Origin of the sequence: Mycoplana sp. BE70, from assembly GCF_031455855.1 — a bacterium.
Lineage (GTDB): Bacteria > Pseudomonadota > Alphaproteobacteria > Rhizobiales > Rhizobiaceae > Mycoplana.
On the sequence record NZ_JAVDTM010000011.1, the window covers coordinates 60,254 to 82,670 of the forward strand.

The following is a 22,417-nucleotide window of genomic DNA, read 5'->3' on the forward strand; positions in this document are numbered from 1 at the left end:
AGTCAATCGGACCTGCGCTCGCCAAACGTGGCATTCGACGTCATTGGTCGCCGACCACTCGGTGATTTGCCAAGTTCGTCAGATAGATACGGCAGCGGTCGAGAACAGGAATTTTTTCTTATCCGCGTGGGGGCAAATGAGCGCGACCTATCTGGAAAAACTGAACGACCGCCAGCGTGAGGCGGTCGAGCACGGTGTTGGACTACCGGATGCCGTGCTTGGCGGCCCGCTGCTGATCATCGCGGGTGCCGGATCCGGCAAGACCAACACGCTGGCGCATCGGGTTGCACATCTGATCGTCAACGGGGCCGATCCGCGCCGCATCCTGCTGATGACGTTTTCGCGCCGAGCCGCATCGGAAATGGCGCGACGCGTCGAACGCATCTGTCGGCAGGTGCTCGGCGACAATGCAGCGATCATGACCGATGCCCTTGCATGGTCGGGCACGTTCCACGGCATCGGGGCACGACTGCTCCGGATATATGCCGAGCAGATCGGTCTCAACGTTGATTTCACGATCCATGACCGGGAAGACAGCGCCGACCTGATGAACCTCGTTCGCCACGAACTCGGCCTGTCGAAGACCGAGAGCCGCTTTCCGACGAAAGGCACATGCCTTGCGATCTATTCGCGTGTCGTCAATTCGGAGAGCTCGATCACGGACGTGCTCAAGGCGGCCTACCCGTGGGTGGCGGGATGGGAGGCACAGCTCAGGGAACTCTTTGCAGGCTATGTCGAGGCCAAGCAGGCGCAAAACGTCCTCGACTACGATGACCTGCTTCTCTACTGGGCGCAGACGGTTTCCGATCCGGAGCTCGCCGACGACATCGGCAATCGCTTCGACCACGTGCTCGTCGACGAGTACCAGGACACCAACCGGCTGCAGGCATCGATCCTAATGGCGCTGAAACCAGGAGGGTGCGGCCTGACTGTCGTTGGCGACGACGCGCAATCGATCTATTCCTTCCGTGCGGCAACCGTCCGCAACATTCTCGACTTCCCGAATGAGTTCTCGCCCAAGCCTGCGGATGTCATCACGCTCGACCGCAACTATCGCTCTACGCAGCCGATCCTTGCGGCGGCAAATGGCGTCATCGATCTGGCCCGCGAGCGCTTCACGAAGAACCTCTGGACGGATCGGCAATCGGAACAGCGCCCCCTTCTCGTCAGCGTGAAGGACGAAACCGATCAGGCCAACTACATCGTCGAGCAGGTGCTGGCCAACCGCGAGGTCGGCATCACGCTCAAGCAGCAGGCCGTGCTGTTCCGCTCATCGAACCACAGCGGCGCGCTCGAGGTGGAACTTACTCGCCGCAACATTCCCTTCGTCAAATTTGGGGGGCTGAAGTTCCTGGACAGCGCCCATGTGAAGGATCTGCTCGCCGTGCTGCGGTTCGCCCAGAACCCGCGTGACCGCGTCGCCGGGTTTCGGATTCTCCAGATGTTGCCTGGCATCGGCCCGCAAACGGCCGGGAAAATCCTCGACACTATTTCCGCCGACCCCGAGCCCCTGCTTTCTCTCGCCGAGATCCCGCCGCCGCCGAAGACGGGTGAGGACTGGACCGCCTTCGTTACCCTGCTTTCCGGTCTGAGGAAGGCAGGCGGTGGCTGGCCTGCGGAGATCGCCACGGCCCGTGCCTGGTACGAGCCTCATCTCGATCGGATCCACGAAGACGCCGACACCCGCAAGGCAGACCTCCTGCAGCTCGAGCAGATTGCGGCTGGCTATCCCAGCAGGGAGCGGTTCCTGACCGAACTCACTCTTGATCCGCCCGACGCCACCAGCGACCAGGCAGGCGTTCCGCTGCTCGATGAGGACTATCTCATCCTCTCGACCATCCACTCCGCCAAAGGACAGGAGTGGCGCTCGGTGTTCATGCTGAACGTTGTCGATGGCTGCATCCCCTCCGACCTCGGCGCGGGCACGACCGCCGAACTGGAGGAAGAGCGGCGGCTGCTCTACGTCGGGATGACCAGGGCGCGCGACAGCCTGGCGCTTATAACTCCGCAACGCTTCTTCACCCACGGTCAGAACAGCCACGGCGATCGACACGTCTACGCGTCACGGACGCGGTTTATTCCCGCCACCCTCCTGCAGTTTTTCGAGGTGACGAGTTGGCCGAAGGCGGCGGCAAGCGCCAGCGAGCGCAGTGCCCGACAGGTGCGGATCGATGTCGCGGCCCGGATGCGGTCGATGTGGAAGTGAGCTGGAAAGGACAAGTCTTGCTCGGCGATCCAGCCAAGCCGGTCCGCAAGATCATCCACGTGGACATGGATGCCTTCTATGCGTCTGTCGAACAGCGGGACAGTCCGGATTTGCGCGGCAAGCCCGTTGCCGTCGGCAGTTCCGCTGCCCGCGGTGTCGTCGCAGCGGCGAGTTACGAGGCACGCAAGTTCGGTGTCCGTTCGGCCATGCCGTCGGTAACGGCGGCCCGTAAATGTCCCGAGCTTATTTTCGTGAAGCCCCGCTTCGAGGTCTACCGCGCCGTCTCGCAACAGATCAGGGCGATCTTCGCGGACTACACGCCATTGATCGAGCCGCTGTCGCTCGACGAGGCCTATCTGGACGTTACCAACAACCTAAAGGGCATGACGATCGCGACCGACATCGCGCTGGAGATCCGTACGCGCATCAGGGAGGTCACAGGACTGAACGCGTCGGCAGGGATCTCCTACAACAAGTTCCTGGCCAAGATGGCGAGCGACCTGAACAAGCCGAACGGCCAGGCGGTGATCACCCCGAAGAATGGCCCGGCCTTCGTCGAGACCCTGCCGGTGAAGAGGTTTCATGGCGTCGGTCCGGCGACGGCAGAGAAGATGCTGCGGTTGGGGATCGAGACCGGCGCGGACCTCAGGGCGAGGTCGCTCGCGTTCCTCAGCGAGCATTTTGGCAAATCGGGGCCATACTTTTATGGAATTGCCCGCGGAATCGACAACCGACAGGTCGAACCCGATCGCGAGCGAAAATCCGTCGGTGCCGAGGACACCTTTGCACAGGACATCTCGGAACTGGCCCGTGCGCAAGACGAGCTTGCGCCGCTCGTCAGCAAGGTCTGGCAGTATTGCGAGAGCCATCAGCTGTCGGCAAAGACTGTCACCCTCAAGGTCAAGTACTCAAATTTTCGGCAGATCACGCGCAGCCGAACGATTCCCAGATCGTTTTCCGACGAATCCGAAATGCTGGGCATTGCAAGCGCGCTGCTGGAGGCGATCTATCCGTTCTCGAAGGCCATTCGTCTGCTGGGCGTGACGCTCTCGTCATTTGAAACCAGCCATTCACAAAATGAGCAACTCAAACTGTCACTACAAAATTGACCGTCAGTGTTGGTGAACAGCCGATCTCATTTTTTCGATTCCTCTTTGTCAGGGGCATCAGACAGCTCGACCCATGTGGGGGCATGATCGCTGGTGTGCTCCCATCCGCGGACCTCCTTGTCGACCCCGGCCCTCGCCAGCCTTGCAGCGAGTTGCGGACTGAGCCCCGCATCCCTCGCAAAGGCATTTCGGAAGTAGTCCCAGAACGTGTAGATGCGTTCGCCCGGGTGCAGTTCCCTTAGTGCATCCGTCCACCCTTGGTCGACGAGACGACGAAACGCCTCGCGGACCTCGACGCGGAACAGGGCGTCGTCGAGCCAGCGTTCAGGCTTGTAGACATCCAGCTCCGTCGGCATGACGTTGTAGTCGCCAGCGAGAACCACTGGGACCTTTAGTTTGAGAAGTTCGGCCGCGTAGGCAGTCAGCCTATCAAACCAGGCGAGCTTGTGGCTGAACTTGGGACCTGGATAGGGATTACCATTCGGCAGATACAGACACCCAATCACTAAGCCGTCGACGGCTGCTTCGATGTAGCGGCTGTGGGTGTCATCAGGGTCGCCCGGCAAGCCTTTTCGGGTCAGCAACGGCTCTTTTTCCTTAGCAAGGATGGCGACGCCATTCCAACTCTTCTGCCCGTGCCAGACCGCCCCGTAGCCAGCGGCCTCGATGGCTTTGGCGGGGAACTTCGCATCCGGTGCCTTCAGTTCTTGAAGGCAAACGATATTCGGCGATGCCCGCTTCAGCCACCGCAGCAGCACGTCCAGACGGCCATTCACGCCATTGACATTGTAGGTCGCGACCTTCACCGCTGCTTACGATCGCCCCTGTCGCCCTCTCCTGGCTTTGCATCGTGCTTCGCGGCACGGCGCTTGTCGGACGAAAGCGACCGGCCGACATCAACCGACTCCTTGAACTTGCCGTCTTCGTAACGGCGAACATAACGTTTGTCTGTGCCGGTATCGATCAGTTCTCGCTTTGACATCATTGCCTCCGTTTCGCGGTTACTGGACAAACGCGCGGAGCGGAAAGTTTACAGCTGTAGGTCAACAACTATATCTCCGCGCGTCTTCCGTGACGCCTGCATCCGCTTGAGTTTGACTGCGTGAAGTCCTTGCTCTTCAGCACCAGCTCAGGTGTCTCCGAACCACCCCTCTTGTCGTGAAGGGTTTTGAGCGATCGCTCGTTCCTCAACGTCATCTGGTAGCGCTTCATCGCTATCTTGGTACGGATCATCGGGACTTTCGGTGCCATCAGCACTGGCGGCATCGTCGATTTCTTCCGTTGACGGAAGGCTATGGGGAGCCAGCGCGTCTTCTGCCGCGGACTCATCGGGAATTTCTGGTTGAATGTCGCGGCTCTCGCCAGGTCTGCGGGGTTCCATATCGATACCTCCAATGTCGGAGGTAACAAACAGCGTTGTCATAGGTTCCCTATTCAACCCAGCAATGACGCGGCGGTACCACCGCTTCCCGCCGGTGGCGATAGGCGATACTTGAGCGCGGCCTAACGGTTATCTGTGTAGGCATATTCGGGACAAGCTTCAGCAGCACTACTTGAAATGGAGGAATGCCCACCACGTTCAGCTAGCAGACGAAAAGCCTTTGCCTGATCGGAATCGAGGACGCGTAGCGCTGGGCGACGAGCAGCCGCCCAGGCCCCGCCGTGGCCGCTTCCAGTACTTCGAGCTCGGCCACCTCATGCAGTGACCGATTTTGCTGAGCCAGAATTGCAATGCGACCTCGTTCCGACGCCAGCGGGATCTCGATCGCGCCCATGGAAGTGACTATTTCGCGTCGATATCAGGCAATTCATACTACAGCGGCAAACCCTCACGGCTGCATCTGCATCATGTCTTCCATACGCGTCGGGCTCATGTTCTGCATCAGGTGATCCATAATCCAGATCGAACCGATCACGATAAGGAAGACCACCAGGACGCCAAAGGCGAGCGCCAATACATTGTTTGTATTGTCCGGTCCGGTCGTGATGTGGAGAAAGAACACCAGGTGGACGCCCATCTGAGCGATCGCGAGCACAATCAACGCGATTGGCACGGACGGGCCATAGATAATGTTCGTGCCTGCGAGTAGGAACGCCCCGACGGTGAGCAGGATTGACAGGGTTAGGCCTAGATTAGCGTTGCGCACCCAGTGGCCGGTGTCCTCCAGCGGTTCGTCGCCGGGAGAATGGTCCTCTCTGTCATCCAGAATCCCGGTGGGGCGGTCCTCGTCAGATGCAAGATTGCTCATTGGCCCACCCCCATCAGGTAGACGATCGTGAAAATGCCGATCCAGACGATATCGAGAGCATGCCAAAAGAGGTTGAAGCAGATTAACCGGTGAACGATCTCTCGACGAAAGCCCTTCACCACAATTTGCGCCATCATGGTCGCGAGCCACAACAGGCCCACCGACACATGCAATCCATGTAGGCCCACGAGGCCGAAGAAAGATGTCAGCATCCCGCTCCGCTGTGGCGTAATTCCGCGTTGCACCAGTTCGGCGAACTCTTGCAGTTCGAGAAGAATGAACACGAGCCCCAAAATTCCTGTGGCGGCCAGGAATATCTGGGTCCAAAGCTGGCTCCGCGCGTTCGTGGCAGCGAACGACAGCATGCAGGTGTAGCTCGACAGGAGCAGCACCGCAGTCTGCATCGCGACCCGGGGCACTTCGACGATCTGGTCAATCGTGGGGCCGCCGGCTGTTGCTCCCCGCTGGACCGCAAACGCTGCGAAGAAACAGGAGAACACAACGATATCGCTCAGAAGGTAGATCCAGAAACCGTAACCGACGATGATGCGCTTGCTGGCTGGCCCTGTCATTCCGTGGCCCGCGCCTGCGATGATTTCGGCAGGCCCGTGAGCACGGTGGCCGAGACGGTGCGGGTCCTCGCGGACGCGGCGGATGGCTTCGACGCTTGCAGGGAGTCCTGTGTCGGTCATGGCAGCGCGCCCTCTTCGGATAGTCGCCGCAATAGAGCCTCCCGCGCAGCTCTGCGAGCCCGTTCAGCGCGTGCGACCTCTTCTGCAGGCACTTCGAACTCGTGGACATCGCGCCAGGCGAACACGACAAAACCCGCGAAGGCGGCGATCAGGGCAACGATAGCGAGCCACCAGATGTACCAGATCATCGCAAATCCGAAGACGGTGGCGAAGAACGCCGTATAGATGCCAACCGGGCTGTGAACAGGCATCTCGATCGGAGCGTACTTGGGCTCCGGGGCCAGTTGTTGGGTTTCGATGGCGCGCAGCTTGATGCCCCAGTAGGCCTCCTCCCCCTCGACGTTCGGCATGACCGCGAAATTGAAAAACGGCGGCGGAGAAGGCGTGGCCCATTCCAGTGAGCGCCCGTCCCATGGGTCGCCCGTTACATCACGCAACAGTTCACGATCCCGGATGCTTAGGACGAGTTGCACCACCTGCGCGATCACTCCGACGACAAGTATTGCTACGCCGATCACGGAGACATAGAGCCAAGGCCCCCATTCAGGGACGTTGATGTGCTGCAGCCGTCGCGTCATTCCCTCCAGCCCAAGGATGTACAACGGCGTGAAGGTCACCCAGAAGCCGAGAAAGGCACACCAGAAGGCGACCTTGCCCCAACCAGCGTAAAGCCTGAAACCGAAGGCCTTTGGAAACCAGAACTCTGCCCCTGCGAACAGTCCGAACACGACGCCGCCGACGATGACGTTATGAAAGTGCGCCACCAGGAACATCGAGTTATGTGTAACGAAGTCCGCTGGCGGGATAGCCAGGAGAACGCCGGTCAGGCCGCCGATGATAAAGGTGAAAATGAAGCCCATTGACCATAGCATTGGGACTTCGAACCGAACGCGGCCGCCGTACATAGTGAAGATCCAGTTGTAGATCTTCACCCCCGTGCCGACCGCTATGATGCTCGAGGAAATGCCGAAAAACGTGTTGACCGCCGCTCCCGCGCCCATGGTGAAGAAGTGATGCAACCACACAAGCATGGAGACTACACAGATGAACAGGGTGGCAGCGACCATGGAGCGGTAGCCAAAGAGAGGCTTGCCCGAAAAGGTTGAAAAAATTTCCGAGAAGATGCCAAAGGCTGGCAGGATCAGGATGTAAACTTCTGGGTGCCCCCACGCCCAGATCAGGTTCACGAACATCATCGGGTTCCCACCTGCGGTATTGGTGAAGTAGTGCCACCCGACGTACCGATCCAAAGTCAGCATCGCCAGTGTGGCAGTCAGGACTGGAAAAACGGCGACGATCAACAGGCACGACGCAAGAGCCGTCCAGGTGAAGACTGGCATCCGCAGATAGCTCATTCCAGGGCAGCGCATCTTCAGGACCGTGGTGACGATGTTGATCCCGGTGATGAGGGTGCCAATTCCAGAGATTTGCACCGCCCAGAGGTAATAGTCGACGCCGACGCCTGGCGAGTAGGTCGTTTCGCTCAGGGGCGGATATGGCAACCATCCGGTGCGGGCGAACTCACCGATCAGAAGCGAAATGTTGACGAGCAGAGCCCCACTTGCAGTCAGCCAGAAGCCTACCGAATTGAACGTGGGAAAAGCCACATCGCGGACGCCGAGTTGTAGCGGAACCAGATAGTTTATGAAGCCAAGGACCAGCGGCATGGCACCGAACAGGATCATTATCGTCCCGTGAGCGGTGAATATCTGGTTGTAGTGCTCCGGCGGTAGATAGCCCTCCGCATTGATTGCCACTGCCTGCTGGGTGCGCATCATGATCGCATCCGCGAAACCTCTGATCAGCATGACGAGGCCAAGAGTGCAGTACATGATGCCAATTCGTTTGTGGTCGACGCTCGTGATCCAGTCGTGCCAGAGATAGGGCCACCAGCCCCGCACGGTAATCAGGGCAACCACCCCCAGGCCGATGAGGATTACGACGGCCGAGGTGATCAACGGGATAGGCTCGGACAGTGGGACTGCGGATAGATCGAGCTTCCCGAACATGATCAATCACTCCCTCCTGTGGACACTTCACGCCCCGCGTGTCCCGGAGCGCCAGGATGTGGGCCTGATCCCGGTGGTATTTGCTGGGTGGCGATGGCGTGGAAGAGGCCTGGATCGGCGGCTCGGTAAGCTGACGGCGGAACGCGCTGGCTCTGCTTCAGCAGTTCCGAATAGGCTGCCTGGTCCAAAGTTGGTCCGGTAGCGCGGATGCCATCGACCCAGGGGCCGAATTCCGCATCCGGGAGGCTCCGAACTTCAAAATCCATGTCGGAAAAGCCGTCACCGGAGAACTGGGCCGACAGCCCTACAATTTGCGCCGCCCTGTCCGCCTGCAAATGCAACTCGGACACCATGCCCGGCATCGCATAGATCATCGAACCCAGGCGCGGAACAAAGAAGACATTGAAGACGCTAGCCGATGTGATCGAGAAATGGACTGGGGTGCCAACTGGCATAACAAGCTGGTTGACCGTTGCGATACCCTGCTGGGGATAGATAAAAAGCCATTTCCAGTCGAGCGATACAACCTGCACCTCTAGGGCCGGGTTCTTGGAGGGAAGAGGTCGGAAGGGGTCCAGCCTGTAGGAGCCGATCCAGATCAGGCCGCCGATAAACATGATCGTCAGGATCGGAATCGACCAGACGACTGCCTCAATTCGTCCCGAATACGACCAGTACGGCAGATACTCGGTAGCGGTGTTGGAAGCTCGGTATCGCCACGCCACCCAAAAAGCCAGGATGATGGTGGGGATGACGATGACAAGCATCACCACCGTCGCGTCGATCAGGATCTCCGCATTCCCCTCTCCGACTGGCCCGATCGGAGCCAGGATGCCGGAGCACGATGTTAAACCGGCACTCAACAGGGCGAAGATCGAGCACCGGCACACTCGCAGGCGGTGCGTCGAGATTGTCTCGCGATTCACCTCGACCACCCTCATTTGGGCACGCTCCACCGCCGAGAAAACTGCAAGTGTGGTTGAGATTCGTGGCACGGTGTCCGAGCACCGGCATGTCCGAAGTGGCGGCGTCCCGCTCAATATCCAGAGCTCTTCGTGTGGATTGAACGAAGAGATCCGGATTGCGCATAAAATGCGCGCCACTACGGTGCGGACCGTAGTTGTGAGTCAGTGCATGTTACGTCTCATCAGTCCGGAACTCAATCGACATTCGGTGCGAATATCGCGGCAATGCTCTCGCGACGAGCACCGCGCCCGTGCTGCAGAGTGTCGCGTTCGAGTATATCCGCTGATCGCAACTTGATCAGGCGCGTACCCGAAAGCCGATCTGTCACGTACCTGGGCCGTTGCCAGTTGTCACATCCATCTACGTCATCACAATCCGAAAACACTCAACTATCTTTGGTGCCCACCGCTTGGACGATTGCTGCAAGTGCCAGCATTCCAGGATCGTCAAGCTCCATGCTTCTTTCGGGCCACAAGCGGGCCCGGCCGACCCGGCATGGCCTGCCTCTGAATTCCTGAATCGCATCTTGCGCCGCCGACATTGCTGCAGAAGCGATTTCATCCGGCCTAGTACAGGCTTCGACCGAGATTGCGATCGCGTCAAGGCCATCTATGATCGTTTTATCCCCTAGTTCCGAACGCCCCAATGAAAGCATCTCGTCGCGCGCGGTTTTCAGAAGGATCGACAGATCGGTCAGTGGCAGGCTCGCGCGATCGCCACAGCTGCGTCCCATCGCAAGTAGCGCGGCGCTGACAAGAGTTCCGAGGCTGGAACCCGTGCTGCCCGAAGCAGCCTTGGCCATCGCTCTGAACGTCTCGCCCAGGTTACCACATGCAGCGGTTGCTTCGACCGCTGTCAACAGACGCGCGAGCATGGTTCCGGTGTCGCCATCGCCAAGACGACTATCGGCCAAATTCAAGTCCGATTCCATGGACCGCGCAGCGGCCGCGCAGCGGCTTGCTAAAGCAACAATGGCTTGACTTGTTACCATCATTGAACCCTCCAGAAAGGCGATGCCGCCGGCGCGATGAACAGCGGTTCGGTTTCCCGATCGACAAAGCAGATGCTGATCGACAGCCCGGCCATTTCCATTGATGTCGCAAAGGATCCGACGAAGGTTTGAGCGATTGCGATCCTTTTCGCTGTCAGGACTTCGTGTGCTCTCCGCACAGCGATGTAGAGCTCGTCCACCGGTGTCGCACCGAGATTGTTGACGAGGAGAACGGCTCTGCCGCCCTCGCCCGGGTTCCCCCGGTCCTCAACAAGCCTTTCGATCATTTCATCCACCAGAGCATCCGCTGGTCCCATCGGCTTTCGCCAGATTCCGGGCTCCCCGTGGATACCAATTCCAAGTTCGACTTCGTTGGACCCCATGTCCGCAAGGGGTGCCTCGGCAGCCGGCAGGCGGCACCCGGACCAGGCAAGCCCGATAGAATAGGTTGAGGCAACAGTCTTCTCAGCAATCCGAGTGACGTCATCAATGCAAGCGCCCGCTTCTGCTGCAGCGCCTGCGGTCTTGAACGCGAGTACAAGACCGGCAACGCCGCGCCGCTTTTGGCGTTCCTGCCGGGGAGCACTGGCCACGTCGTCTGTACCAAGTACACTGCGCACTGCTGCTACACGTGCCATCTTTGCAGCCATCTCAAAATTCATTCGATCGCCCCCGTAGTTTCCATAGAGGAGCAAGACGCCGGCGCCGCCATCCGCCATATCGATCGCGTCGACGCAAGACTGTAGCGTCGGCCCTTCGAAGACGTTGCCCACGGCACAGCTGTCAAGCAGTCCATGGCCGATGTAGCCGCAGAACAGCGGCAGATGGCCAGACCCGCCGCCAGTGGCGATGCCGACCTTGCCCCGCCTTACGCCGCTACGCCGGACGATCGTTCGCCCGGTCTGGCCTGCCCGCAACAGGTCGGAATGGGCTGCGACCAATCCTGAAAGGCTCTCGTCGACATAATTCGAAGGACTGTTCATAAATTTATTCAAGATTTCCTCCTTTGGTGCTCAAATTGCTTGTGTTGCCAGCGTTTCTGCCGCTTTGCCAGGCTTGGATTGCCCTTTTTCCAATGCCATGCCCCTCTCGATAGCCCGCACGGCCAACGACGCAGACCAGGCGATCACGAAGTACAATCCGGCAGTCAGCGCAAAAACGTGAAGCGGTAAAAAGCTCTCCGACATGATTGCGCGCGAAATCAGGGTGAGCTCGGGGACGGCGATCAGCGCGCAGATCGAACTGTCCTTGAGAAGCGAGATAAGGTTGACGAGGAGCGGCGCCAGCATGTGCCGGACTGCCTGCGGGAGCAGGACGAGACGGAATGCCTGGACCGGCGTGAGACCAACCGCGAGGGCTGCCTCGCGTTGGCCTGGCGCGATAACGGCCAGACCGGCTCTGAACACTTCAGACAGGAACGCGCCGTAGACGATTGCAAGTCCCAGGGTCCCGGCCGCAAAGGCGCCCAGGATAATGCCGGCGCCTGGTAATCCGAAGTACAGAAGATAGAGGATGACAAGGACTGGCACGCCACGGGCCAGGACGACATAAGATTTGGCAATGGAGCGCACAAGTGCCGAACGGCGGGTCCGAAGGTACTCGATGATCAACCCGATCAGGAACGCCAGACAGAACGCCACCACGGTCAATGCCAGGCTTGTCCAAAGCGCGTCCAGCAGGCGTGGCCCCCAATCGGCGAGATTGGCGTATATTGTTTGCAGAAAGAGCATATCAATACTCCAGCCGGCGTTCGGCGAGCGCGAACATTTGGCCGACCACGAAGGTGAGTGCGAGGTAGAGAAGTGCCGCTGCGCAGTAGACCCAGGCGGTCGCGAATGTCTCGTTCACGATCTGCCGTGCATTGAACATCACTTCCGGAGCGGCAATGGCAGCAACGAGCGAGGTATCCTTGACGAGGCCCAGGGCATAGTTTCCAAGCGGCGGCAGCGACAGACGCAATCCCTGTGGCAAAATCACCAGGCGGAAAGCCATAAGGGGTGCCAGGCCGATAGCCGCCGCCGCCTCGCTCTGACCTTTCGGCACTGATCGAAAGCCCGCCAGGAAGATATCGACGAGCACGGCGCCGCCAATCATTCCAAGACCCACCACCGCCGCAGTCATCGATGACAATCGCACACCGGTGGCGGCTAGCCCAAAGTAGAGTAGAAAAAGGAAGGTGAGGCTCGGAACGTTTCGCAGCAGTTCGACATAGATACGGATTGAAACCACTACGATACGATTGACCGTCAGATGTTCGATCGTGGCCAATACCAAGCCGATCAAGAGCGCCATTGTCAGTGCGCCGATGCTCACCTCAACGGTGACGACGGCTCCCGACAGCAGCGCATGGAAAATGCGTTCAAAGAGGAGGGCGTTCATGCGCGATTCTCTGACAGGCTGGAGAGGAAGCGCCGAAGCCGCGGCTCTTTCGGTCGGTCAAGGAGTTCCCGCGCCGGGCCTTCCTCGACTACAGTCCCACCATCCATGAACAGGATGCGATCGGCGACTTCACGCGCAAAGGCGATCTCGTGGGTGACGAGCACCATGGAACGTCCTTCGGCTGCAAGTTCCTTGATGACATTCAGCACCTCTCCGACAAGCTCGGGGTCGAGCGCGGACGTCGGCTCGTCAAAAAGCAGAAGCTTGGGGCGCTGTGCCAGCGCCCGTGCAATCGCGACGCGTTGTTGCTGCCCGCCCGAAAGCCGGCCCGGAAACTCCTGAGCCTTGTGCGAGAGGTGAACCTTTGCGAGCAACTCGTCGGCCAGTTCACCGGCTGCGGCTGCGCTCATTCCCCGCACCTTCTTGGGCTGCAGTGCCACGTTTGCTCGTACATCGAGGTGAGGCCAGAGATGGAAGTGCTGAAACACCATGCCGATTTCAGCGCGTTGAGGCGCCAGCTCAGCATCGGTGAGCTGGCGGCCACTTTGGTGTCGGCCGACCAACTGCCCGTCGAGCCTGATCTCCCCGCTTGTCGGGGGATCGAGAAAGTTTATCGCACGCAGGCAGGTGGATTTTCCGGAGCCACTTGGACCTATCAATGCGATGCGCTCGCCACGCCGGAGCGCAAATGAGACATCCTTGAGGACTGCGAGTTTGCCGTAGCATTTGGTGAGCTTTTGAACAGTGAGAAGGGTGTTGTCAGGCATGACGGCCTCCACGCGGGAATGGGTGCGACCGGCGAGCCGGTCGCATGAGCGGTTATCGTCCGCAGACAGGCGGATTCCAGGTTTCCGGGCGGTCGACACCGGCCCGAAAGTTCTTCGGCGAAGGTGCGTAGTTCGCCTCGCTGACATTCCCGTACCTCCGGCCGATGACCTTGACCTCGCAGGTTTCCCAGAGCTTGCGGATCTCAGCGCTCAACGCGTCGGCCAAATCCTTGTTTTCCTTTGACAGGCCGAAGACGTACTGCCGGCCGACGCCTGTCAGAAGTGGAAACTCGGGGTTGTTGTCGGTGAAGGGGAGATTGCTGAGTCCCCAGCCAGGATTCTTGGAGATTGCATAGTCGATAACCGGTGGGTCTCCGACCAGAGCCTGAATGCGACCGGTGGTCAGGTCACGCATTGCCGCATCCGAGCTGTCGTACAAAGCCAGCTCCAGACCAGAAATGCGCCGAAGCTCGGGCAGGAATGAAAAGCCCGTGATTGAGCCGACCTTCTTGTGTTCAAGATCGGACAATACATGCCAGCCGGTTTCCGTCTTTGCCGTAATGCCGTTCTGGAAGTATCCGGTTGGATCGGTCAGGGACAAGGCGTCGGCCCGCTGTTCGGTCCAGGCCACGTTGCCGCCGATAATGTCGACGCGGCCGGTCTGGACAGCGGCAATCGCGCCCGACCATTCCATCGGTACAGGCTTCACTGAAAGGCCGAGGCGATCAGCCGCAATCTGCAGGATCTCGCCGTCATAGCCGACAAGCTTGCCATCACGCGCCACAAGTCCCGGCATGTCGCCTGTGATTGCGACCGAAAGCGTGCCAGCCTCGACAAGCTTGTACTTAGACGTCTCTGCCGCAGACGATAATGCTGGATTGAGTCCAGCCAGCAAAGCGATCGTGCCGCCCATCATCAGTATCAGTTTATTTCTCATCGGTGTCATTCCCCTTCCCTTTTGGTTGGACTTTGTTGGCCGGCGGTGAGGTTGCCGCCGGATCTGGCACCCCGGCGAACCGGGTCATGGATAGTCCTGCGAGGCACGTCGGCGATCCGCCGTCGATGGCAAGCTCGGCCAGGACTGCCCCGACAGCGGGTCCGAGCTGAAAGCCGTGCCCGGAAAACCCGAAGGCGTGGTAGAGGTTGGGGACCGTGGGACTGGGGCCGACGACCGGCAAGTTGTCAGACATCCGGCCCTCGATGCCGGTCCAGCTGCGAACGACAAGAACATTCGCGAGCGCGGGCACCATGTCGATTGCCGCCTTGGCCGCATCCATGGTCACTGCCGCAAGTGGCCTTGCCCGAAGGGCATCTCTATCGGCGGTTCCAACGCCAGACCCGAAGATGATGCTTCCGTGTCCGCTCGCCTGCCTGATATAAATGCCACCGCCACAGATACCGAGATTGGGACCGATCAGCGGGGCGATCGGTTCTGTGACGCACATGTTCGGCGCCATCACCTCTTCGCGGACGGAGTCGCCGAACCATCCGGCTACATTGGCTCCCCATGCTCCGGCAGTGTTGACCAGTCGATGGGCACGGATCGGCGTATCTTGGCCGGTGACATGGATTTCGAACCCGAACGGCGACAGGACTGCGTGTTCGACGGGGCACTCTTCCTGGACTTGGGCACCCAGCTGCCGGGCTGCGCGCGCAAATGCCGGAGCGGCTAACCGTGGGTTTGCCTGTCCATCTTCGGCGCAGAGAGAGGCGCCATAAAAGCGGTCGCCAATGTAGGGAAAGCGGCGGCGCAAATCGGCCCTGTCGAAAAGTTCAATGGTGATGCCGTGATCCGCGGCGATGGCTTGATGGGCGACCAGGTCGACCATGTCCCCGTCGTTTCGGGCGAGCTTAAGATGACCGGTCGCGATGAATTCGCAGTCGCAGCCGACAAGGGCGTAGAGATTGCCCCATATTCCTCGACTGCGCCTTGCGAGCGGCAGCTCTGCGGGGTGGCGACCTTGCTGGCGCACCCCGCCATAATTGACGCCGCTCGCCTGTCCACCGCATCGGCCGCGCTCGAGAAGGATGACGGAAGCCCCCTTCTTCCTTGCGTGCAACGCTGTCGAACAGCCTGCGAGCCCGCCGCCGATGATGGCAAGGTCAAATACCTTCATCGCGGCCTCCTGCCAGCGTTGCAAGGGCGATAGGCTTCAACGGCGCCTGACCTCGAAGCCTGCCGACGTGAAGGATATCGGTCGATGCCGCAGCTGCGATCAGTTCGGCCGCGGCCGGACCGCAGACGCGGCCCTGGCAGCGTCCCATGCCAAGTCGTGAAAATGCCTTCACGCGATTGATGTCGCTTTCTCCCGACAGTCCCACGACATCGCGCACAGCCCCCGCGGTCAGACCTTCGCAGCGACAAATGAGAGCCTCATCCGGAAGGGTTTTCAGTTGGTCGGTAGGAAAGGCAAAAACCGAGTCCAAGGCTCTTCGAAATCGCCGCGCCCGACTAATTTCCCGACGTAGCGATCCCGCTTGCGGCGCCTCAGAACCATTCATGTCCGACAATAGCGCAAGGGCTGCGAGCTCACCGGCAATGGCGGCAATCTGATTTCCACGGATCGAGACCCCGTCACCGGCAAGGTAGACACCATCAACGCAGCTGCGACCATCGAGATCTGTTGTCGGCAACCACTGGCGCTGCTGCGGATCGAAATGAAAGTCGACCCCAAGAAGATCTGCCAGTTGCGTCTCTGACTTCAGGCCATAGCCGATCGCGAGCGCATCGCAGGACAAGATGGTCTCACGCCCCTGCCCCTTCCTGCGGTAACGCAGCCCGTTGGTTCTGCCATCGGATCCATGCAGGATCTCAAGCGGCTCAATGCCCGTCTTGATCGGTACGCCATGTGCCTTGAGCCAGGCAATATAGAAGACGCCTCTTGCGAAGGTCGCTCCTCCGGACGCTAGCGCTGGTAGATCGGAAAAGCGCTGGAAGGGTCGCCCGGCTTCCAAAACTGCTACAACGCGTGCACCCGCACGGGCGTATTGGTAGGCCACCAGGTAAAGCAACGGACCGCTACCCAGAAAGATGACGCTTTTTCCAATGATAGAGGCCTGTGCCTTGAGCGCGATTTGCGCTGCCCCCAGGGTGACAACGCCGGGGGCCGTCCAGCCGTTCGTCGGTACGATGCGGTCCATGGCGCCGGTCGCGAGAATGAGCCTCTTCCACGGCTGACATGTCGTCTTGTCGCCACGCGCGAGATGAAGGAGGTTCGACTCAACTGCCCAAACCATTGTTTCGGCGTGGTAGACGATAGAAGGCAGCAGCGCGGCAAATTCGTCATGAAGGCGCCGGGCGCGGCGGGCATCGAAACCGTAAAGCTTTTCGTCGCTTTGCTGCAGCGGCGACGGTGGGCGACGAAAGACCTGGCCGCCGGGAAACATTCCTTCGTCGACGAGGATTGGTCTGTGCCCGGCACCCACCAGCGTCCGCGCCGCGCTGACGCCCGCAGGTCCGGCACCGACCACGACGATTGGCGGCTCGTCCCTCATCGGCCTAGTCCCAAAGCGTCGGTGGACAGGCACATACCGTCTTTGACCAGGCTGGAGCACGCACGGATGCGTTCTCCAGAGTCGGTCCAAAGCCAGCAATCCTGGCAGGCACCCATGTAGCAGAACCCAGCTCGCTTCTCGTCGCGAAACTCGAAGTCGCGGATGTGGCCGAACTCGGTGTTGAGGGCAGTCAACACGGTCTCCCCCTGATGCGCCGAAAATCTCCGCCCATCGACCATCAACTCAACCTGAGGTGACATTGAGCGGTCCAGTCGTGCCGGTCCTTTCGATTGTTGTCGCTGCAACTCGCTGGCTCCTTCGCACAGTTGATAGTTGCAGACTAAGTAGCCATAATGTGGATGTCAAATACGGAATCGCCCATAGTATGGATACTCTAGCTGCAGGTGTACGAAAGTTCTCGACGACCTGGGGTAGTAGTCGAAAGGATGCTTATGCCAAATGCCTTCAGTCGGATTGCAGCTTTCACACGTTCGATTACCAAGGTGCCGAGCGAGCAGCGCGATGCCGCGTGCCGAACGCTTCTCGACACGCTCGGGGTTGCTGCAAGCGGAGCAGGAACGTCAGCCGGTCTGGCGTCGCTCGATGTAGCGCACGAGATCTGGGGCTCCGGATCATCATCGATCTGGTTCTCCACCAAGCGGTTGACGCCATCCGGCGCAGCTTTCGTCAACTCGACCTTTGCCTCAAGCCTCGACCTCGACGACGGTCATCGGGCGGCGGCGGGGCATCCCGCTGCCGCCATTGTCCCAGCGGTGTTGGCATTGAGCGAAAGTCAGGAGATATCCGGTCACAAAATGCTGTCGGCAATCGCGATCGGATACGAGGTGGCGGTTCGTGCGGCTGCTTCGCGCGACATCAATGAGCTTAGAACCACCGACACCGGTCTATGGTGCGGTTATGGCGTGGCGGCAGCCGCCGGCTGGCTCATGCAGTTGCCTGAGGATGTAGCTGCCCATGCCATGGCCATCGCCGGTCAGACGGCGACCGGCCAGTTCGGAACGGGCTGGACCCGACTTGGCCACACGGTCAAGGAGGGTATTCCCTGGGCAACCGCAAATGGACTTCAGTCGGCCTTTCTCGCAGCCGCCGGGCATACAGGACCGCTTGACATGCTCGACGAGGAATCGCTCTACGACCAAAGGGTGCTTGTTTCGGGGCTGGGGGATGGCTGGGCTATCGAGCATGCCTATTTCAAGCGCTACAGCTGCTGCCGATGGGCTCATGCTGCGATCGATGCGGCAGTGCAATTGAAGGAGCGTCTTGGGGTTTCGGTTCTCGAGATCGACGAAGTCGTCATCGAGACATTCACCCGTGCGCTGTCTTTGCCGAACCAGGCGGCTCCTGATTCGAGCGAGGCTGCGCAATATAGCATTCCGTTCTGCACTTCCGTAGCCCTTGTTCGTGGGGCGGCTGCGCTGATGCCGCTCAAGCATGAAAGTCTTGGCGACGAAGAGGTGCTCGCGCTTGCTTCGAAAATTCGGCTTGTCGCCAGCCCCCTCTATGCCGGATCGTTTCCCGCGACCACACCAGCCAAGGTGACCCTGACTGTCAGGGGAAGGCCGGTGACACTGGAGATCGTGCACCCGAAAGGCGAACCCGGAAATCCGATGAGCGACGAGGAACTCAATGCCAAGTTTGCAGTGCTGACATCGCGGGGGCCACTATCGCAAACCCAATCGAAAGCAGTCGCCGACGCCGTACACGCTCTTTTGGACGACGCGCCGACCAGGCCGCTGTTCCATGCCCTTTGCAACCCGTCATAGTCATTCTACAAAGCTGCCATCTGACAACGAATGCTCGGCAGACGGATGGGGTTGAAATGGCAAAGGACGAGATCGCGGCGACAGGCACACAGCTGCTCGACAGAGCGGTCGCGATTTTGAAGTTCTTGGGTGATGTTGGTCAGCGCGGTGCGACAATGGCCATGATTGGCGAGGCCATGGGGCTAAAACAATCGACGGCGCATCGAATTGTGACGGCGATGGAGCGCCATGGTCTGGTTGACCGGGAGCGTGAAACGAAACGCTACCGTCTTGGGCTTGCCTTGTTTGCCATGGGCGCTGCGGCAGCCGACGGTACAGGCTTGAGGACAATGGCACGCCCTGCCCTTGTGCGGCTTTCTGCAAACACAGGAGATTCCGTCTTCTTAATGGCACGAGCCGGGTTCAACACCGTCTGCGTCGACCGACAGCAGGGGACGTACGTCATAGACAGCCTGACGGGCCATACTGGAGGACAGATTCCAATGGGCGTCGGGCCGGCGAGCCAGGCGATCCTTGCATTCTTGCTCCCAACCGAGGCCGAGGTGGTCATGAAGACAAATGCGCCTCTGTACAAGCAATATGGCGGACTGACTGAAAAGAAGGTCAAGGACGCTTTGGCCGAAATCCGCCATAACGGCTATGCGATTGATCGGGGCGCGCTGGTGGCTGGGATATCTGCGATCGCAGTGCCGATCCTGCCGCCTGGTCGGGACGCGGTGGCCGCAATCGCCATAAACCTGACAAGCGCGCGCTTGACGGACGAACGTCTTCCCCAGTTGGTCGAGATGCTGAAAGCCGAAGTTCGAAACATCGAGGCTTCTCTCAACCCGTTGGATGAACTGCATGTCGGATAGTCAACAGCCGTTTCCTAGCAAAGGGCAAACCTCAGACCGGTCCGCCGCCTCCTTTCGGATTCCAGGAAAATGTTGGCAGTACGAACTTCGGGGAAACGTTGCTGTCCAAGCACAATTGATGCAGTCGCTCATATGCCAGGCTTTGTTGTCGAAGCGTATCCTTGTGCAGGCCCGTCAGCACGAGCGCTGCATCGATTCCCGCTTTGTTTGCGCCGGCCACATCCGTCTCAAGACTGTCTCCGATCGCAAGAACCACACGTGCAGGCACACCGAGTAGGTGAAGGGCATGCGCATAGGCTGGCTGGAACGGCTTGCCGTGGTAGAGGACGGCTCCGCCGAGGAGCTCGTATCGTTTGGCCACGCCGCCGGCGCATTCGATCAGCTTGTCTCCGATGAGCACGGTTCGATCCGGATTGGCGCACACCATGGGGAGACCCCTCGCACGGGACTGGCCAAGAACCCGTTCGAGTTCCTCCGGTGGCTCTGTCGTTCCGGTTGCAAGCAGGAAGCTCGCTTCGTCGATCGAAGAAGCCGACGTTCGGCCGGAGCCCGCAAGAAGGTTGGCGAGTTCTGCTGGGCCAACGTGTAGGTAGCGATCGCCGAGACTGTCGCGCCCCGTTTTCAAGCTCAACGCCTCAAAGGCGAGTTCGCCAGATGTCACCAGGCCGCTGTAGAGATCAGACGTGAAATCCATTTGGGCAAGCCGCATCGCAACCTCTTTGCTCCGCCGCGGGGAATTGGACAAGAGGCAAACGGCAATGTTCCGCCGTCGCAACTCAATGAGAGCGTCGAGCGCACCTTCCAATGGCGCCACGCCGTCATGGATTGTTCCGAACAGGTCGAGAACGATCGCCCGATATCCCTCTGCGATATCGCAAAGGCTCACTAACGTGCGCGGTAGGATCATGGCTTCTCCTGGCCTTGGCGGGTTCGCTTCTGCAGAAGATGGGTGACGATCGCAGCGACGATGAAAGCGCCGCCGAGCATACTTGGCGTCGAGGGACGTTGGTCGAAGAACAACCAGACCCAGAGCGGTGACAAGGGCGTTTCGACAAGCGACAGGAGTGCCGCTTCGCTGCTCGGAAGCAGTCGTGCGCCTTTGCCATAGAGCACGAGCCCCCCTGCCATCTGAAAAGTCGCAAAGCACAGGAGCGTCACAATCTCCGTGAAGGAAACGCCAATTGCTGGTGTAAACCACGCAGCCGCCATGGCCGCGACGGTATTGGATGCCCCGACGATCCAAAGGATATTGTCAGTGCGGCTCGCCCGAAGCGATATGGTCATGGCTGCCATCGATAGGGTCATGAGCAGGGCGAGAAGGTTGCCCAGTTGACCGACGGCGGAGCGTCCTGTTCCTGCAAATATCAAAAGCGCGCCAAAGAGGGTGAACCCGGAGGAAATGAGAGTGGTTCGGGCGGGTCTCTCGCGCAGAATGAGGTTGGAGGCGATAGCGGCAACGAGCGGCAGTGAAGCGTGGATCATCGCAACGTTGGCAACGGATGTCAGCTGGAGCGCCGGGACAAAGGCGATCATTCCCAGCGCGGAAAAGAGTGTTGCGATCATGCCTGCCCGATCCAGCAAGAGCGGTTTGGCCAAGGCGCGCCATAGCAATGTTGCGACGATGAATACCAATGTCGCGCCAAAGAGGCTGCGCCAGAAGAGGATAGTCCAGACATTCACCGACGCGAGTAGCGCCATGAACAGGCCCGCAGTGCTCCAAAGTGAGGCAGCGGCAACGACAAAGATCGTACCGGACTTGCGATCATTCATGGACTACGAGCCTGTGGCTGCCAAAATCCAGGGGCGTCACGACAAGGCTGGGTGTAGTGCCGGCGACAGTTCGCTCCAAGTCTGATGAGTAGCTCCTGGGGGATGGTATGGGCCGCTCTTGCCATTGTCTCGATTGGCAAACTTGGTCCTATGAATTCAACGGGCTGTCCTTCTGTGCAGAGTTTTGCTGGAACGTCGCTGAGATCGACAGCCACGTATTCCATGGCGACGCGGCCAACCACTGGGGCTTTATACGCGCCGATCAGTGCGGCAATGACATTCCCTGCCGACCAGGGAAGGCCTTGCGCGTAGCCCAGTGCAACGATCCCAATTCGCATTGAGCGGGTGGCGCGAAAACTCGCTGCGTAACCGACGACTTCTCCGCAATGCACGGCTCTGACTTCCGCAAGTCTGGCGATGAGTTGCACGACGGGCCGGAGCGGGTTTGGTTCGACACCGGCATTGTTCAGGCCGAAAAGAGCCGATCCCGCCCGCACAAGATTGAAATGATAATTTTGCCCGAGCCAGACGGCTGCCGACGCTGCCAGACTTCGCCTGCGTGGATTGACTATTTGGCACATCGCGACGAAGCGGTCGCGTTGCATGCGGTTCGTGGTATCGATCGGGTCATCGGCGCAGGCGAGATGACTAACTGCGAGGTCGGGCTCGCGTCGCACCCTATGCTTGAATGCTCGCACTTCCGCAAATGTAAGGCCGAAACGCGAGAAACCGGTCTCAAGGCTTAGAACGAGCTCTGGAAGCTTTCGAGCGGCAAGGATTGCGTCCTGCAAGCGACCGCAGACAGGTGCAAGCCGATACGAACGATAGACGTCCAACTCGTTGTCTTCGATTCCCGCGAGAATGTTTATCCGGACCGAGCTTGTCAGCCTTGTCCGGATTTGCATCGCCTCACGGAGATTTGCGACAAAGAACGTACGGCAGCCAGCCTCCAGAAGCACTGGAACGACCAGGTTCATACCAAGACCGTAAGCATCGCTTTTGACCACAGCTGCAACTTCGGTGTCGGATCCAACAAGTGATCTGAGATGGTGGAAGTTTGCGGCGATTGCTGAGAGATCGACCTGCAATTCGGGTTCCCTATCTTGATAAGTGTGCGTCCACATCCACAACCCCAGGTAAGAGTAT

Annotated in this window: 24 protein-coding genes; 4 read left to right on the plus strand and 20 right to left on the minus strand. The window is 59.5% G+C overall.

What is annotated here, in order from left to right:
• Positions 1-136: 136 nt before the first annotated feature.
• Together J2Y48_RS19740 and dinB are read left to right on the plus strand one after the other, a co-directional pair.
• On the plus strand, positions 137-2,206 hold the full coding sequence (locus tag J2Y48_RS19740; RefSeq protein WP_310421395.1) for an ATP-dependent helicase: 2,070 nt from the start codon (positions 137-139) through the stop codon (positions 2,204-2,206).
• Between the two features lie 17 nt (positions 2,207-2,223).
• Positions 2,224-3,315, plus strand: a complete 1,092-nt coding sequence (dinB, locus tag J2Y48_RS19745) for a DNA polymerase IV (RefSeq protein ID WP_310421397.1) — start codon at positions 2,224-2,226, stop codon at positions 3,313-3,315.
• Between the two features lie 26 nt (positions 3,316-3,341).
• Here dinB and xth read toward each other — a convergent pair whose 3' ends face one another.
• The 17 genes from xth to J2Y48_RS19830 all read right to left on the minus strand — a co-directional run bounded on the left by xth (position 3,342) and on the right by J2Y48_RS19830 (position 17,123).
• Positions 3,342-4,121: an exodeoxyribonuclease III gene (gene xth, locus J2Y48_RS19750; protein WP_310421399.1), complete on the minus strand. Its 780-nt coding sequence runs from the start codon at positions 4,119-4,121 to the stop codon at positions 3,342-3,344.
• Entirely contained in the window at positions 4,118-4,297 is a 180-nt protein-coding gene (locus J2Y48_RS19755) for a hypothetical protein (RefSeq protein ID WP_310421401.1), read from the minus strand. The genes xth and J2Y48_RS19755 overlap by 4 nt, the downstream gene beginning before the upstream one ends.
• A gap of 147 nt (positions 4,298-4,444) precedes the next feature.
• Positions 4,445-4,738 (minus strand): hypothetical protein, encoded by a 294-nt coding sequence (locus J2Y48_RS19760; RefSeq protein ID WP_310421403.1) that lies wholly within the window; start codon positions 4,736-4,738, stop codon positions 4,445-4,447.
• Positions 4,739-4,898: 160 nt separating this feature from the next.
• Positions 4,899-5,090, minus strand: coding sequence for a hypothetical protein (locus J2Y48_RS19765; protein WP_310421404.1), 192 nt, complete (start codon positions 5,088-5,090; stop codon positions 4,899-4,901).
• A 54-nt stretch (positions 5,091-5,144) separates the two neighbouring features.
• The gene (cyoD, locus tag J2Y48_RS19770) at positions 5,145-5,564 is read right to left on the minus strand and encodes a cytochrome o ubiquinol oxidase subunit IV (protein ID WP_310421406.1); all 420 of its coding nucleotides are present in this window, start codon (positions 5,562-5,564) and stop codon (positions 5,145-5,147) included.
• Complete coding sequence (locus J2Y48_RS19775) at positions 5,561-6,256, minus strand: cytochrome c oxidase subunit 3 (RefSeq protein WP_310421408.1); 696 nt, start codon at positions 6,254-6,256, stop codon at positions 5,561-5,563. Before J2Y48_RS19775 ends, cyoD begins: the two co-directional genes overlap by 4 nt.
• Positions 6,253-8,265, minus strand: a complete 2,013-nt coding sequence (locus J2Y48_RS19780; RefSeq protein WP_310421410.1) for a cbb3-type cytochrome c oxidase subunit I — start codon at positions 8,263-8,265, stop codon at positions 6,253-6,255. Before J2Y48_RS19780 ends, J2Y48_RS19775 begins: the two co-directional genes overlap by 4 nt.
• A gap of 2 nt (positions 8,266-8,267) precedes the next feature.
• On the minus strand, positions 8,268-9,206 hold the full coding sequence (cyoA, locus tag J2Y48_RS19785; RefSeq protein ID WP_310421412.1) for a ubiquinol oxidase subunit II: 939 nt from the start codon (positions 9,204-9,206) through the stop codon (positions 8,268-8,270).
• A 410-nt stretch (positions 9,207-9,616) separates the two neighbouring features.
• Positions 9,617-10,225, minus strand: coding sequence for a dihydroxyacetone kinase subunit L (locus tag J2Y48_RS19790; RefSeq protein ID WP_310421414.1), 609 nt, complete (start codon positions 10,223-10,225; stop codon positions 9,617-9,619).
• Entirely contained in the window at positions 10,222-11,205 is a 984-nt protein-coding gene (locus J2Y48_RS19795) for a dihydroxyacetone kinase subunit DhaK (RefSeq protein ID WP_310421569.1), read from the minus strand. Before J2Y48_RS19795 ends, J2Y48_RS19790 begins: the two co-directional genes overlap by 4 nt.
• A 30-nt stretch (positions 11,206-11,235) precedes the next feature.
• A complete protein-coding gene (locus J2Y48_RS19800; RefSeq protein ID WP_310421416.1) occupies positions 11,236-11,952 on the minus strand; it encodes an amino acid ABC transporter permease in 717 nt (238 codons plus the stop codon).
• A 1-nt stretch (position 11,953) separates the two neighbouring features.
• Positions 11,954-12,601, minus strand: coding sequence for an amino acid ABC transporter permease (locus J2Y48_RS19805; protein WP_310421418.1), 648 nt, complete (start codon positions 12,599-12,601; stop codon positions 11,954-11,956).
• On the minus strand, positions 12,598-13,368 hold the full coding sequence (locus tag J2Y48_RS19810) for an amino acid ABC transporter ATP-binding protein (RefSeq protein ID WP_310421420.1): 771 nt from the start codon (positions 13,366-13,368) through the stop codon (positions 12,598-12,600). The genes J2Y48_RS19805 and J2Y48_RS19810 overlap by 4 nt, the downstream gene beginning before the upstream one ends.
• Positions 13,369-13,420: 52 nt before the next feature.
• Positions 13,421-14,305, minus strand: coding sequence for an ABC transporter substrate-binding protein (locus J2Y48_RS19815; RefSeq protein WP_310421422.1), 885 nt, complete (start codon positions 14,303-14,305; stop codon positions 13,421-13,423).
• Positions 14,295-15,485: an FAD-dependent oxidoreductase gene (locus J2Y48_RS19820; RefSeq protein ID WP_310421424.1), complete on the minus strand. Its 1,191-nt coding sequence runs from the start codon at positions 15,483-15,485 to the stop codon at positions 14,295-14,297. The genes J2Y48_RS19815 and J2Y48_RS19820 overlap by 11 nt, the downstream gene beginning before the upstream one ends.
• Positions 15,472-16,863, minus strand: coding sequence for an FAD/NAD(P)-binding oxidoreductase (locus tag J2Y48_RS19825; RefSeq protein ID WP_310421426.1), 1,392 nt, complete (start codon positions 16,861-16,863; stop codon positions 15,472-15,474). Before J2Y48_RS19825 ends, J2Y48_RS19820 begins: the two co-directional genes overlap by 14 nt.
• The gene (locus J2Y48_RS19830; RefSeq protein ID WP_310421428.1) at positions 16,860-17,123 is read right to left on the minus strand and encodes a (2Fe-2S)-binding protein; all 264 of its coding nucleotides are present in this window, start codon (positions 17,121-17,123) and stop codon (positions 16,860-16,862) included. The genes J2Y48_RS19825 and J2Y48_RS19830 overlap by 4 nt, the downstream gene beginning before the upstream one ends.
• A 192-nt stretch (positions 17,124-17,315) precedes the next feature.
• On the opposite strand from J2Y48_RS19830, the gene J2Y48_RS19835 reads away from it, so the two are divergent.
• Together J2Y48_RS19835 and J2Y48_RS19840 are read left to right on the plus strand one after the other, a co-directional pair.
• On the plus strand, positions 17,316-18,647 hold the full coding sequence (locus J2Y48_RS19835; protein WP_310421430.1) for an MmgE/PrpD family protein: 1,332 nt from the start codon (positions 17,316-17,318) through the stop codon (positions 18,645-18,647).
• Positions 18,648-18,703: 56 nt separating this feature from the next.
• On the plus strand, positions 18,704-19,501 hold the full coding sequence (locus tag J2Y48_RS19840) for an IclR family transcriptional regulator (RefSeq protein ID WP_310421432.1): 798 nt from the start codon (positions 18,704-18,706) through the stop codon (positions 19,499-19,501).
• A 31-nt stretch (positions 19,502-19,532) separates the two neighbouring features.
• Here the strand turns inward: J2Y48_RS19840 and J2Y48_RS19845 are convergent, their stop codons facing one another.
• From J2Y48_RS19845 to alr, 3 genes are read right to left on the minus strand one after another with little or no spacing between them, the layout of a single operon-like run.
• Complete coding sequence (locus tag J2Y48_RS19845) at positions 19,533-20,408, minus strand: TIGR01459 family HAD-type hydrolase (protein WP_310421435.1); 876 nt, start codon at positions 20,406-20,408, stop codon at positions 19,533-19,535.
• Positions 20,405-21,271 (minus strand): DMT family transporter, encoded by an 867-nt coding sequence (locus tag J2Y48_RS19850; RefSeq protein ID WP_310421437.1) that lies wholly within the window; start codon positions 21,269-21,271, stop codon positions 20,405-20,407. Before J2Y48_RS19850 ends, J2Y48_RS19845 begins: the two co-directional genes overlap by 4 nt.
• Positions 21,268-22,359, minus strand: coding sequence for an alanine racemase (alr, locus tag J2Y48_RS19855; RefSeq protein ID WP_310421439.1), 1,092 nt, complete (start codon positions 22,357-22,359; stop codon positions 21,268-21,270). The genes J2Y48_RS19850 and alr overlap by 4 nt, the downstream gene beginning before the upstream one ends.
• Positions 22,360-22,417 lie beyond the last annotated feature (58 nt).

Bases quoted from the DNA above. Each gene is read 5' to 3' on its own strand.
- J2Y48_RS19815 (WP_310421422.1), bottom strand. From the start codon at position 14,305: ATGAGAAATAAACTGATACTGATGATGGGCGGCACGATCGCTTTGCTG.
- J2Y48_RS19755 (WP_310421401.1), bottom strand. From the start codon at position 4,297: ATGTCAAAGCGAGAACTGATCGATACCGGCACAGACAAACGTTATGTT.
- J2Y48_RS19760 (WP_310421403.1), bottom strand. From the start codon at position 4,738: ATGACAACGCTGTTTGTTACCTCCGACATTGGAGGTATCGATATGGAA.
- J2Y48_RS19835 (WP_310421430.1), top strand. From the start codon at position 17,316: ATGCCAAATGCCTTCAGTCGGATTGCAGCTTTCACACGTTCGATTACC.
- J2Y48_RS19775 (WP_310421408.1), bottom strand. From the start codon at position 6,256: ATGACCGACACAGGACTCCCTGCAAGCGTCGAAGCCATCCGCCGCGTC.
- J2Y48_RS19850 (WP_310421437.1), bottom strand. From the start codon at position 21,271: ATGAATGATCGCAAGTCCGGTACGATCTTTGTCGTTGCCGCTGCCTCA.
- J2Y48_RS19820 (WP_310421424.1), bottom strand. From the start codon at position 15,485: ATGAAGGTATTTGACCTTGCCATCATCGGCGGCGGGCTCGCAGGCTGT.
- J2Y48_RS19780 (WP_310421410.1), bottom strand. From the start codon at position 8,265: ATGTTCGGGAAGCTCGATCTATCCGCAGTCCCACTGTCCGAGCCTATC.
- cyoD (WP_310421406.1), bottom strand. From the start codon at position 5,564: ATGAGCAATCTTGCATCTGACGAGGACCGCCCCACCGGGATTCTGGAT.
- J2Y48_RS19790 (WP_310421414.1), bottom strand. From the start codon at position 10,225: ATGATGGTAACAAGTCAAGCCATTGTTGCTTTAGCAAGCCGCTGCGCG.
- J2Y48_RS19805 (WP_310421418.1), bottom strand. From the start codon at position 12,601: ATGAACGCCCTCCTCTTTGAACGCATTTTCCATGCGCTGCTGTCGGGA.
- J2Y48_RS19840 (WP_310421432.1), top strand. From the start codon at position 18,704: ATGGCAAAGGACGAGATCGCGGCGACAGGCACACAGCTGCTCGACAGA.
- J2Y48_RS19765 (WP_310421404.1), bottom strand. From the start codon at position 5,090: ATGGGCGCGATCGAGATCCCGCTGGCGTCGGAACGAGGTCGCATTGCA.
- cyoA (WP_310421412.1), bottom strand. From the start codon at position 9,206: ATGAGGGTGGTCGAGGTGAATCGCGAGACAATCTCGACGCACCGCCTG.
- J2Y48_RS19795 (WP_310421569.1), bottom strand. From the start codon at position 11,205: ATGAACAGTCCTTCGAATTATGTCGACGAGAGCCTTTCAGGATTGGTC.
- J2Y48_RS19740 (WP_310421395.1), top strand. From the start codon at position 137: ATGAGCGCGACCTATCTGGAAAAACTGAACGACCGCCAGCGTGAGGCG.
- J2Y48_RS19845 (WP_310421435.1), bottom strand. From the start codon at position 20,408: ATGATCCTACCGCGCACGTTAGTGAGCCTTTGCGATATCGCAGAGGGA.
- J2Y48_RS19810 (WP_310421420.1), bottom strand. From the start codon at position 13,368: ATGCCTGACAACACCCTTCTCACTGTTCAAAAGCTCACCAAATGCTAC.
- J2Y48_RS19830 (WP_310421428.1), bottom strand. From the start codon at position 17,123: ATGTCACCTCAGGTTGAGTTGATGGTCGATGGGCGGAGATTTTCGGCG.
- J2Y48_RS19800 (WP_310421416.1), bottom strand. From the start codon at position 11,952: ATGCTCTTTCTGCAAACAATATACGCCAATCTCGCCGATTGGGGGCCA.
- J2Y48_RS19825 (WP_310421426.1), bottom strand. From the start codon at position 16,863: ATGAGGGACGAGCCGCCAATCGTCGTGGTCGGTGCCGGACCTGCGGGC.